10 protein-coding genes and 1 tRNA gene are annotated in these 11899 nt (G+C 74.3%); 7 read left to right on the top strand and 4 right to left on the bottom strand.

Annotated elements, in window-relative coordinates:
* Positions 1–167: 167 nt before the first annotated feature.
* Together ACFV6I_RS27430 and ACFV6I_RS27425 are read right to left on the bottom strand one after the other, a co-directional pair.
* Positions 168–401: a hypothetical protein gene (locus tag ACFV6I_RS27430; protein WP_063348809.1), complete on the bottom strand. Its 234-nt coding sequence runs from the start codon at positions 399–401 to the stop codon at positions 168–170.
* A 274-nt stretch (positions 402–675) separates the two neighbouring features.
* Complete coding sequence (locus ACFV6I_RS27425) at positions 676–2040, bottom strand: MFS transporter (protein ID WP_380428219.1); 1365 nt, start codon at positions 2038–2040, stop codon at positions 676–678.
* A 202-nt stretch (positions 2041–2242) separates the two neighbouring features.
* Here ACFV6I_RS27425 and ACFV6I_RS27420 point away from each other — a divergent pair, with 202 nt between their 5' ends.
* The 3 genes from ACFV6I_RS27420 to ACFV6I_RS27410 are packed head-to-tail and all read left to right on the top strand — an operon-like array spanning position 2243 to position 6907.
* A complete protein-coding gene (locus ACFV6I_RS27420; RefSeq protein WP_380428217.1) occupies positions 2243–3115 on the top strand; it encodes a hypothetical protein in 873 nt (290 codons plus the stop codon).
* On the top strand, positions 3112–6270 hold the full coding sequence (locus ACFV6I_RS27415; protein ID WP_380428215.1) for a trypsin-like peptidase domain-containing protein: 3159 nt from the start codon (positions 3112–3114) through the stop codon (positions 6268–6270). Before ACFV6I_RS27420 ends, ACFV6I_RS27415 begins: the two co-directional genes overlap by 4 nt.
* Before the next feature lie 40 nt (positions 6271–6310).
* Positions 6311–6907 (top strand): NUDIX hydrolase, encoded by a 597-nt coding sequence (locus ACFV6I_RS27410; RefSeq protein ID WP_380428213.1) that lies wholly within the window; start codon positions 6311–6313, stop codon positions 6905–6907.
* Here ACFV6I_RS27410 and ACFV6I_RS27405 read toward each other — a convergent pair.
* A complete protein-coding gene (locus ACFV6I_RS27405; protein WP_380428211.1) occupies positions 6897–8120 on the bottom strand; it encodes a hypothetical protein in 1224 nt (407 codons plus the stop codon). The two genes, ACFV6I_RS27410 and ACFV6I_RS27405, sit on opposite strands and share 11 nt — an antisense overlap.
* A 124-nt stretch (positions 8121–8244) precedes the next feature.
* Between ACFV6I_RS27405 and ACFV6I_RS27400 the strand changes: the two genes are divergently transcribed.
* Entirely contained in the window at positions 8245–8676 is a 432-nt protein-coding gene (locus ACFV6I_RS27400) for a CU044_2847 family protein (protein WP_380428209.1), read from the top strand.
* A 120-nt stretch (positions 8677–8796) separates the two neighbouring features.
* Here ACFV6I_RS27400 and ACFV6I_RS27395 read toward each other — a convergent pair.
* A tRNA-Thr gene (locus ACFV6I_RS27395) sits at positions 8797–8870 on the bottom strand.
* A 284-nt stretch (positions 8871–9154) separates the two neighbouring features.
* Here ACFV6I_RS27395 and ACFV6I_RS27390 point away from each other — a divergent pair.
* The 3 genes from ACFV6I_RS27390 (at position 9155) to ACFV6I_RS27380 (ending at position 11773) form a co-directional block, all read left to right on the top strand.
* A complete protein-coding gene (locus ACFV6I_RS27390) occupies positions 9155–10246 on the top strand; it encodes an ABC transporter ATP-binding protein (protein WP_063348802.1) in 1092 nt (363 codons plus the stop codon).
* A 195-nt stretch (positions 10247–10441) separates the two neighbouring features.
* Complete coding sequence (locus ACFV6I_RS27385) at positions 10442–10885, top strand: hypothetical protein (protein WP_063348801.1); 444 nt, start codon at positions 10442–10444, stop codon at positions 10883–10885.
* A 96-nt stretch (positions 10886–10981) separates the two neighbouring features.
* Positions 10982–11773 (top strand): nucleotidyltransferase family protein, encoded by a 792-nt coding sequence (locus ACFV6I_RS27380; RefSeq protein WP_063348800.1) that lies wholly within the window; start codon positions 10982–10984, stop codon positions 11771–11773.
* Positions 11774–11899 lie beyond the last annotated feature (126 nt).

Here is an 11899-nt window from a genome sequence, read left to right as displayed (position 1 = left end):
CCATGAACGACATCCGCCGAGTCGCGGTCGGGGGGCGCGGGGCCGTTGGGGGCCGGCGAGCCCCGGGGGTGGCCCCCCCCCGGCGGGGGCCCCCCCGCGCCCGCCCGCCCCCGCGCCTCCGGCGTCGGCGGGCACCGGGGCCGTCGGCTGCGGCGGGCAGCGGGCCGTCAGCGCCGCCCCTTCAGCTCGGCCGCGAGCGCCCGGGACCAGTGCGACAGCTCGGCGCGGTCCGGCGCCCGGCCCTCGCACAGCAGGGTGAGCTGCGCGTCGTTGATCCGGTTCGGCCCCGGGATCTCCAGCAGGTACGCCAGCTCCGCCAGTACGGTGGCGAGCCGCTCGGCGTCCGTGCGGTCCAGGGTGGCCGCGGACTCGTGGTGGCTGATGGTGAGCGAACCGGGCATGGTCAAACCTCCTCCGTCCACCCCCGCTCCCTCCACGGTACGACCGGTCCGGCCGCGGCGCCCGCCCGCGGGGGGGGGGGGGGGGGGGCCGGGGCGGCGGAGCGCGCCGGGGGCGGCGGCGTATGGTTAGCGGGTGGGGGCCCCGGGGCGGGTGGTGGCCTCCGGGGCCGGCCGGGTACGGTACGCGGTGGGCCGCACCGGGGCCGGGGGTGCGCCCCGGAGCCGTTCGGGGGCGGGTGGTCGGCGGATCCTGGAAAGGTCGGACCAGCACGGGTCAGGGCGCGCTTTCCCGGTCGCCGTGGCGCCCGTCCTCGCCGTGGCGCCCGCCCTCGCCGTGGCGCCCGTCCTCGCCGAGGTGCCCGTCCTCGCCGTGCCGGCTCCCTTCCCAGCGGCGGTTCCGAACCGCCGGCACCGCCAACACCACCGTACCGGCCACGAGTTGCCAGACCGCACCGAGCAGCAGCACCTTGTCCACGCCGATCCGGTCCGCCGCCGGTCCGGCCGCCGCCAGCCCGAGCGGCCCCAGCACGAACGCGCCGAGCGCCCCGAAGGAGTTGACCCGGCCGAGCACCTCCGGCGGCACCCAGCTCTGCATCGTCGTGCTGACCAGCGTCCCGCTGACCGCCGAGCCGACCCCCGCCACCAGCGCGCCCGCCACCACCCACGGCAACGGCGCACCGGCCGCGAGCGCGGCGGAGGGCAGCGCCCAGGCCAGCGTGGCCACGGTGGCCACCGCGAGCGGCCGCTCGGGCCGGCGCCCGAGCATCACCAGCCCGCCCAGCACCGCACCGACGCCGTACACCCCCATCACCAGGCCCCAGGCCCGGGCGCCGCCGAGGTCCCGCTGCGCGGTGAGCGGGCCGAGCACCAGGAACGGCGCCCAGACCAGCAGGTTGAACAGGCCCATCTGGACGGTGGTGATCCAGAACCACGGCCGGGAGGCGAACTCCGACCAGCCGGCCCGCAGTTCGGCGAGCATCGACTGCTCGCCGCCGGCCGCGTTCGCCGCGCGGTCGGGCAGCCGGAGCCTGGCCAGGGCGAACGCGCCGACGCCGTACGTCACCGCGTCGGCCAGCAGGACCGCCGCCGGTCCCTGCGTCGCCGTCACCAGGCCGGCCGTCGCGGGCCCGGCCACCGTGGCCACCGAACGGGCCAGCCCCAGCAGGGTGTTCGCGTCGGCCAGGAGCTCCTTCCGGCGCACCAGGCCGGGCACGATCGCTCCGAGGGCCGGCAGGAACAGCCCCTCCCCGATCCCCCACACCGCCACCAGCGCGACCATCGCCCAGACCGGCGCCCGCCCGGCCGTCAGCAGCGCGGCGAACACCGCCTGGACGAGCCCGCGCAGGACGTCCGAACCCAGCATCACCCGGCGGCTGCCGAACCGGTCCGCGATCACCCCGCCGGCCAGCAGCACCAGCACCACCGGCAGGATCCGGGCCGCCATCACCCACCCCAGGTCGGTTCCGCCGCCGCCGCCGTCGAGCACCGCGAAGGCCACCGCCACCGGCGCCATCGAGGAGCCGAGGAGGGAGGTCGAGTAGCCGACGAAGAACCACGCGAAATCGCGCTCGCCCAGCACGGCGAGCCGGTCTCCCAGCCGCCGGCGGCGGGCCGGGATCCGTTCCGCATCCACTGCCATGGGCGGCAGTCTGCCCCCGGACGGGAACGGCGTTCAAGGGTTTCCGGGGAAAAGTTGAGTCTTTTGGCCTCAATATTTCGCGCCCCGCCGACCGCCGCAGTAAACGGCCTCAGAAACGGCTGTTCACCTGCGATTTACTGCGCTTCATGGGTAGCCTTCAGGAGTCCGGACCGAGTTGATTTACTGCGGAAGAAGCCCCGACATGGCAGAGCTCCCCCCGGTCGAGTACGCCGTCGCCGTCGAGCGCTACCTGGCCGCCTCCGGGCTCGCCGAAGGCTCCCGGCGGATCTACCGGATCGCCCTGAACACCTGGGCCTGGGCCCTCGCCGGCCGCCCCGCCCCCACCGGCCCCGAACGGCGGCGCGCCCGGCCGCCCGTCCTCCCGCTCGCCCTGCTCGACCACCCGGACGCCGCCCGCCGCCTGCGCACCGCCGCCGACCGCCGCCGCGCCGACACCGACCCGCGCACGCTCAACCGCGAACTCTCCACCCTGCGCGCCGCCGTGGCCTGGTGGCGGGCCCAGCACTGGCTCGACGACGACCCCACCACCGACCTGCACCCCGACCCGCGGCCCGGACCGACCGTCGCTCCCCTGACCCCCGACGACCTGCGCGCCCTCTTCGCCCTCCGCGCGCCCCTGCGCGAACAGTCGCTCTGGCACCTGCTCCACGAGTCCGGCGCCGCCATCGACACCGTCCTCGCCCTCGACACCGACCACCTCGACCTGCCCCGGCACCGCACCCTCCACCGGCCCGGCCGCACCCCCGTCCACTGGCAGAGCGGCACCGCCCGACTGCTCCCCCTCCTCGTCGCCGGCCGCACCACCGGCCCGCTCTTCCTCACCGACCGCCGCGCCCCCGCCGGCACCCCCGCCTCCGACCGCTGCCCCCACACCGGCCGCGCCCGCCTCTCCTACCGCCGCGCCGCCGAACTCCTCACCGCCCACACCGCCCCCTTGACCCCCGGCGCCCACGGCTGGACCCTGCGTCAACTACGCCCCGGTGCAACTCCGACACTGGATTCCGACGGCCGGGCACGACACCCTGGCACCCCCGATCGAAGGGACCCCGCGTGATCCCCGACAACGAGACCCGGCGGCGCCGGGAGGCCGTCAGCCGACTCGCCACGGAACAGGCGGTACTGATCGAGACCGCGGAGAGCTCCGGCACCGGCTTCCTGGTCGCCCCCGACACCGTGCTGACCTGCGCCCACGTCGTCCGCTCCGACCCGCACCCGGCAGTGACGGTGCACGGGCGCACGCTCCGGGCCGAGGTGGTGGCCCGGGAACCGCGGCAGGACCCGGACGGCGGCATCTACGCGTACCCGGACCTCGCGGTTCTCCGCCTCCCCGAACCGCTGGACACCGCGGGCGTCTGGCTCGCCGATCAGGTGCCCCCCGGCGGCTCGGACGTGATCGTCCACGGATTCAGCGACGCGACCCTGGACGCCGGCACCCACCGGGACACCCTGTACCTCTCCGTCGTCGGCCGCTCCGGCGAAGCGGGCCACTTCGTCCGGCTCAAGAGCGACCAGGTCGTCCAGGGGTTCAGCGGCAGCCTCGTACTCGACCCCGCCACCGGACGGGTGTGCGGAGTGCTCAAGACCTCCCGCGACGAGACGGCCGTCCTGGGCGGCTGGATGGTCCCCGTCGACGCGGTGCGGACCTGCTTCCCCGAACTGGCCCGGCGCAACGGACTGGGCCACCGGCCCGGCACGGCCTGGTACGACCTGGCGATGGACCGGGCCGGGCGCCAGGTCCGGCTCTTCGGGGCGTACGGGCACCACCGCCCCCGCCAGACGCCCCGGCCGACCCCCGCCCAGCTGCTGACGCAGGGCGCGATGCCCTTCGTGGACCGCCCGGAACTCGCCGAACTGCGGGCCTGGTGCGCCGACGAGACCCCGCTGCTGCTGCGCCTGCTCCACGCGCCCGGCGGCTCCGGCAAGACCAGGCTCGCCGCCGAGCTGTGCCGGCTGATGGCCGAGGACGGCTGGCTCGCGGGCTTCGTGCAGCGCAGCAGCCTCGCGGGACCGGGGTGGCTGGACGAGCTGACCACCGCCCTCGACGACGGTCTGGCGGTCCTCGCCGTCTTCGACTACGCCCAGGCCCGGCTGGAGGACATCCGCACCCTGGTGGAGCACGTCTCCCGGTTCGGACCCGAGCAGCCCCGGCTGCGCCTCCTGCTGCTCGCCCGCACGGCCGAGCCCTTCTGGCGGGCGCTGCAGAGCGGCGTCGACGACTGGGCGCTGGCCGACGCCAGCGTCGTGGAACTCCCCAGGACGATCCCCTCCGTCCCTTCCGCTGCTTCCGCCGGTGACGCCTCGCCCGCCGCGCTGGTCGTCTCGGCCTTCGAGGTCTTCGCCCGACGACTCGGCCACGACCGCCTGCCCGTACCGAGGAGCCTTCCGTCGCGCGCCGGGCGGGAGGACTCGCTGCTCGGCGTGCTGGCACTCGCGCTGGACGCCGTCCTCACCCTCGCCCGGGGAAGCAGTTGGTCCGGGCACGGCGATCCGCTGGAACGGCTCTGCGACCACGAGGTCCGGGTCTGGCACGCGCAGCTCACGGCGTGGCTGCCCGCGGAGCCGGCCCTGGCCGGCGAGGCCGGCCGGCTCCTGGCGGAAGGGCTCCTCCTCGTCCCGGTCCTCGCCCCCGGACGGCGCTCGGACCGGCTGATCGCCCTGCTGGAACGGGTCCGGGCCGAGGCCTTCCCCCACCAGCCGCCCCTCAACATGAACGTCGTCAACGCCCTCCTGCGCATGCTCTACCCGGCCGAGGACGGCCTGGTCGCCCCCGTCGGCCCGAGCCGGATCGGCGAGATCCTGGTCCGCCGGGTGCTGAGTACGCCGGAGAGTTCGGGACGCTCCGAGGAGTACCTGCTCGCCCTGCTGGACCCGCCGCACCCCGCCTCGCCGCAGGAGCGGATCGCGGCGGCCACCGAGACCGTGGAGATCCTCGCCCGCGCCCGCGGCTGCACCGGGGTGGGGCGGGTCGTGGACCACCCCGCCCACCCGGCCCTGGACGCCGCACTGGCCCGGAGCATCGCCGAGCGGCCCGACGCGCTCCTGCCGGCCCTGGCCGTCAACGGCGCCGTACTGCCGCACGCCGAACCGCTGGCGGCCCTCATGCTGCCCGCCGTGCAGGCGTGCGAACCGGACGTCCTCACCGCCGTCGAGAGCCGGCTGCCCGGCTACCCCTCCAGCATGTCGCCGGTGGCGGCGCTGGTCCTGAAGCGCCTGTTGGACCAGCCGGACCCCGAATTCGGCGAGGAGGACCAGCTGCGCAGGCTGCGCCGCCTCATCAGCTACAGCCTCCGGCTCGACGAGACCGCCCCGGGCGTACCCGGTGCGGACGGACTGACCCCGAACGGACTCGGCGCGGACGGACTGGCCCCGGACTTACTCGCCGCGGACGGACTCACCCCTCGCGTACCCACCCCTCGCGTATTCGCCGCGGACGGCGTCCGCCCCGGCGACGGCGACTCGGCGCTGACCGCCGCCCAGCAGGCCGTCCGCCTCAGCCGGGACCTCGTCCGGCAGACCGGCCGCCACCTCCCCGAGTACGCGAGGGCGCTCCACAACGTGAGCCTCCTACTGCACCGCGCCCACCGGACCGAACCGGCGCTCGAACACGCCAGGTCGGCCGTCGCCCGCTACGAGGAACTCCTCGCCGGGGCGGACGGGGACGACACCCTGCGCCAGACGTACCTCCTGGACACCGCGACGGCGCTGAGCACCCTGGCCCTGGTGCGGATGGAGGACGGCCAGGTGAGCGCGGCCCTCGACGCGGCCGCGCACGGCGTCGAGCTGTGCGAGGAGGCCGAACCGGGGTCCCGGCAGGACGACACCCTGCTGACCTGCCTCCAACTCCTCGCCCGGTGCGGGCAACTGGCCGGCCGGCCCGTCGAGGCGGTGACGGCCGGCTACCGGGCGCTCGCGCTGCTGCGCGAGCTGGCCGACCAGCAGCCCGGCCGCTACCTGGCCAGGCTCCCGGAGGCGTTGCACCGGCAGGCGATCGGCCTCGTCCGGGCCGGACGGGACGACGAGGCGTACCGCGCGCTGCGGGAGGCCGCACAGCTGCGGGCCGCCCTTCCGCCCGGCGACCGGCAACGGCTCGCCGCGCAACGGTCCTCGCTCCGAATGCTGGTCCAACTCTCCTCGGAGATAACGGAGTTCACCGACGAGCGCGCACACTGGGTGGAGCAGCTGGCGACCATGGGCAATCATGGCAAGTGAGGCCGCCGCCACCTGCGGCCCTACGACGGCAGGTAGGAGCATGATGCCCACGGACTCTCAGGACCTCGCCTCGCCCGCACCGATCCGACGCCGCCAGGCCGTCGAGGTCTTCGGGAACCGCTTCGGCCGGCTCTACAACGACGAGGTCGTCGCCCCGGGCGGCACGGCCGGCAACTACCTCCGGTGGCAGTGGTCGCAGACCGGCGTCGTCGTGGTGGCGACCGGCCCCGACGGCATCGCGCTGGTGCCCTCCTACCGCTACCCGGTCGGCGCCGCCTCGCTGGAGTTCCCGCGCGGCGGCTGCGAGCCCGGCGAACCCCCGGAGGAGGCCGCCGCGCGCGAGCTCAGGGAGGAGACCGGCCTCATCGCCTCCACCGTGGAGAGCCTCGGCCTGATCCACGCGGACACCGGCCTGATCGAGAACGGCATCCACGTCTGCCGCGCCACCGTGCTCCCCGGAGGCACCGCCACCGCCCGGCCGGAGGCCATGGAATCGGTGACCGACCCGGTCTGGGTCTCCCCCGACCTGATGGCACGCTGGCTGCGGCAGGGCCGGATCACCTGCGGCGTCACCCTGGCCGCCTTCGCCCTCCTCCAGGCCCACCCCGACCCGCAGACGGCGGCCGTCAGAGGGTGACCACCCGCTCGAAGGGGTCGAGCTCGCGCAACGGCCGCGGCTGTGCCCGGCGCTGCGGATCCGGGACAGCCGCACCCGGGCCGTTCACCACGTGGAGCGACAGGTCGCGAACGCCGTCGGCCGCCGGGGAGACCACCTCCAGGCCGGCCCCCAGCCGACCCGCGACCGGGTCCTCGTCCAGCCCGAAGCGCATCAGCCGGACCTCGCCCCGCAGGTGCTCCCACGCCAGGCCCCCGACGCGGCGGAAGGTGCGCTCGAACGCCTCCAGCGTCCACGAGCTGAACTCGTCGACCGCGGAACGCAGCACCGCCGTGTCCGGCTGGATCCCCCGGCGCAGCCGCCCCAACTCCGCCACCAGGGCCACCCGGGAGGGCTGCTCGATCGCCTCGAACACCACCTCCACCGGGAGTTGGGACAGCAGCAGGTTGTCGAGCAGCACCGCCGGGAACCCCGCGTACTCGACGAGTCGCCGGCTCCGGAAGACCGGGATGGTGCCCTCGCCGTCGCGCGGGCCGGCCATGCCGACGCCCAGGGCCTGCGGCAGCGCCCGCCGGTAGGACTCACCGGCCCAGTCGTCCACCGACTGGAGCACGAGGACGAGTTCGGCGCTGCCCCCGGGGCGCGCGCTCCGGTAGGCGGCCAGCCAGTCCCGGAGTTGCTTGTAGAGCAGCGGATCCTGCTCGGCGACCCAGGCGCGCGCGGCTTCGAGGGCCTCCCGCGCGCTCCCGGCGAAGTCCCGCTCGGCGGCCTCGATCCGCGCCAGGACACCGGACTTGAACGCGGCGGCGACGGCCGACCCGTCGTACGGCTCCGTGTGCGCGGACGACACCTCGGTCAGCCGCTCCACGTAGGGGACGTCGGGCGCGTTCTCCACGCCCTCGGCCCGGTGGCCGTCGCTGATCCGGTGCAGGGTCCCGCCCGCCCGCAGCGCGACCCGCAGCCGGCCGGCCTCCAGGAGAGCGCCGAAGTCCGAGAGCGCCGCCGTCCCCGGGGACCAGCGGACCTTCCGCGCCTCCTCGGCGTCGACGAGCGCCCGGAAGTACCTGTTGTTGAGGCCCTGCGAGTCGCCGATCAGCAGGGTGTCGGCGAAGAGGACGTGCAGCAGGACCCGTGACCGCAGGTCCGAGGCCCGGTCGATCGGCGCCGCCGCGTGCGGCTCCACATCGGAGAGGTAGATGTGTTCGGTACCCGCCGCCCGCTGTCCCATATCCATGGCCTGCCACCCTTCGGCGCCCGATACAGTTCCCCTCGCGAAGAAGAAGGATAGGCCCACGACCCGGGCCGGCCACCGGTTTTCCGGCAATTCGACCCCGGCAACGGCACCCCTTGGAGGAGAAATGTCGGAGCTTGTCCAAGTAGTGACGCCCGAGGGGACATTCTGGGCCCGCATCGAGGAGCAGCGCGGCCCCAGGGACGTCGCGCTGCGCCGCCCCAGCTACCAGCTGGACGACCTGGCGGGCACGCTCCAGACCGTGGTCGGCAACGTGCGGTCCGGCCTGCGGGCGGCCGCCCCCGACGAGTTCACGCTCGAATTCGGAATCGAGCTCTCCGTCAAGACGGGAGTCCTCGTGAGCGCGGTGACGGGAGTCGACGGAAAGGCCAGCCTGAAGGTGACGGCGACCTGGCGGAAAAGCGGCGAGACCGCCCTTTCCGGCCCGCCGAACGAATCCGAGGAATCGGAGGAATCGGAGGAGTCCGACGACTCGAACGAATCCACCGAATCCGGTGAATCCGGCGAACCGGCCGAATCCGCACCCGAACCCGGCTGACCAACCGCCACGCACCACCCGCCGGCCCGCGGCACGCCCCGGCAACGACGAAGGGCCAGCTCCTCCGGATCACTCCGGTGAGCTGGCCCTTCGGGCGCCGGTCGCATCGCTTCCTACGCGAGCCCCCTGTCGGGTTCGAACCGACGACCCCCGCTTTACAAGAGCGGTGCTCTGGCCAGCTGAGCTAAGGAGGCACGGTGACCGTCCGCGAGGGATCACGGCGGCACCGGGGGCAGTCTACCGGGCCCGGTAGGTGGGGTGGGGGGATATCCGGGGGTTGGCGGGGTGGGGTGGGCGTGATGGAACCGATGCCGAAATCGGGCGGGCTGGGGGCTGACAAGCGGCGGAGGCGCAGGTAGCGTCGCCCGGAGTCGGTTCGTGAGGTGGTTCAGACCACTGGGCGGGCTGACGGAGACGAACGAACGCCCCTTTACTCGGATCGTCCGGCACGTTCCTGCCGGTGAAGGAGAGAACAATCATGGCTTCTGTCACGTACGAGCAGGCGACCCGCGTCTACCCCGGGGCGGACAAGCCCTCGGTGGACGCGCTGGACCTGGAGATCGCGGATGGCGAGTTCCTCGTGCTGGTCGGCCCCTCGGGCTGCGGCAAGTCGACCAGCCTGCGCATGCTGGCCGGTCTGGAGGACGTCAACAGCGGCTCCATCCGGATCGGTGACCGGGACGTCACGCACCTGCCGCCGAAGGACCGGGACATCGCCATGGTGTTCCAGAACTACGCGCTGTACCCGCACATGACCGTCGCCGAGAACATGGGCTTCGCGCTCAAGATCGCCGGCGTGAACAAGACGGAGATCCGCACCAAGGTCGAGGAGGCCGCGAAGATCCTCGACCTGACGGAGTACCTGGACCGCAAGCCGAAGGCGCTGTCGGGTGGTCAGCGGCAGCGTGTCGCGATGGGCCGCGCGATCGTGCGCCAGCCGCAGGTCTTCCTGATGGACGAGCCGCTGTCGAACCTGGACGCGAAGCTGCGTGTCTCGACCCGTACCCAGATCGCCGGCCTCCAGCGCCGCCTGGGCATCACGACGGTGTACGTCACCCACGACCAGACCGAGGCGCTCACCATGGGCGACCGGGTCGCGGTGCTCAAGGGCGGCGTGCTCCAGCAGGTCGACACCCCGCGCAACATGTACGACCGGCCCTCCAACCTGTTCGTGGCCGGCTTCATCGGCTCGCCCGCGATGAACCTGGTCGAGGTGCCGCTGGTGGACGGCGGTGTGAAGTTCGGCGGCTCGGTGGTCAACGTCTCGCGCGACGACCTGGCCGGCGCCGGCACCGACAAGTCGGTGACGGTCGGCATCCGCCCGGAGCACTTCGAGATCGTCCCGGCGGGCGGCATCGAGGGTGTCGCGGTGACGGTGAACGTCGTCGAGGAGCTCGGCTCCGACGGCTTCGTGTACGGCACCACCAAGATCGGCGGCGAGGACAAGGAGCTGGTCGTCCGGGTGCACGGCCGGCAGATCCCGGCCCGCGGCGAGACGATCCACGTCGTGCCGATCGCCAACGAGACCCACGTGTTCTCGACCAGCTCGGGTGCCCGCCTGAGCAGCTGAGCACGGCGCGCCCTGCCGGTCGGTCGACCGGCGGGGAAAGCCGGCACGACGGAGCCCGTCGGACCATTCCTGGTCCGGCGGGCTCCGTCCGTACACCCCCACGTCAACACGGTGTGGGGACGAACCCGGACACGGTGTCACTCGATGGTGTCACGGAGGGCGATCCGACCCGTACCCACCGCTACTCTCCTGAGGGTGAAGCAGCTTGTACGCCGTATCGGCCAGACCGTCGCCCTGACCCTGCCGGTCCTCCTGGTGACCACCGGCACCCTCGCCGTGACCCGGGTGCCATGGGCCCCGCCGACCAACCTCGACCAGCAGGTCGTGGCGGCGTCCAGTGGTGACGGCGCCGGGATCGGGCGTTCCGCCACCGCGGGCACGTCCCCGGACGGGCTCGCCCCGCAGGAGTCGCTGCGGGTGGCGCTGCTGGACGAGCTGCGGGCGAAGAACCCGTCCGCCGCGCTGGACCTGCTGGAGCGCTCGATGCGCGAGCAGCCGTCGCTGACGCCGTACTGCACCTCGCTCGCCGGCGAGCTGGGCAAGGCGGCGGTGCGCAAGTACCAGGGCGACGTCCAGCGGGCCCGGTCCTTCGCCCGCCCGGTCTGCGACGGGTCGTTCGCGGCGGGCATCGCCGGCTGACCCGGCAGCTGACCCGCAGGCCGGCCCGACGGCCGCGGGCCGACGACGCCCGCGGGCTCGGGCTCCCGGCCCCGGTGGGCGTCCTATTGTTCAGGCATGACCGCTGACTCCGGCCCCGCCGCCGATCCCGCGTCCCCGCCGACCCACCCGTCCCGGCCGACCACGACGCCCGTCACCCAGGCCGTGATCCTGGCCGGCGGCCAGGGCTCGCGGCTGCGGCCCTACACGGACGACCGCCCGAAGCCGCTGGTCGAGATCCCCGGGACGGGCACGCCGATCCTCGGCCACCAGCTGGCCTGGCTGGCCTCCGAGGGCGTCACCGACGCGGTGGTCTCCTGCGGGCACCTGGCCGCCGTACTGGAGGAGTGGCTCGACAAGGCGGACCTGCCGCTGCGCGTGCGCACGGTGGTCGAGGAGGAGCCGCTCGGGCGCGGCGGCGGCCTCAAGTACGCGGCCAAGGCGCTGCCCCGCCCGGACGAGCCCTGGTACGCCACCAACGGCGACATCTGGACCCGGTTCAGCCTGCGCGACATGGCCGCCTTCCACCACGAGCGGGACGCCGTCGCGACGCTCGCGCTGGCCCGGCCGCGCATCCCGTGGGGGGCGGTGGAGACCGACCAGTTCGGCAACGTGCTGGACTTCATCGAGGCGCCGCCCTCGCCGTTCCTGATCAACGCCGGGCTGTACGTGTTCAGCCCGGAGTTCGCCGAGCTGCTGCCGGACGTGGGCGACCACGAGCGCACCACGTTCCCGCAGCTGGCGCGCAGCAAGCGACTGGCGGGCTACCAGCTGCCGCAGGGCGTGTACTGGCGCGCCATCGACACCGCGAAGGACCTCACCGAGGCGGCCAAGGAGCTCGCCTCCGGGGCCGGCCGCTCACCTCGGTAACCGCCGCACCCCCGGCGCCCCGGCGCCCCCGCCTCCCCCGGCGCACGACGATCGGCCGGGTGGTGCCGCCCCGGCGCACCCCGCCGTTGGGCGGCCGGGGGCGGGAGGGGGGGGGGGGGGGCCCCG

It is taken from the genome of Kitasatospora sp. NPDC059803 (assembly GCF_042732255.1).
Lineage (GTDB): Bacteria > Actinomycetota > Actinomycetes > Streptomycetales > Streptomycetaceae > Kitasatospora.
This window is presented reverse-complemented; position numbering and strand designations above follow the sequence as displayed.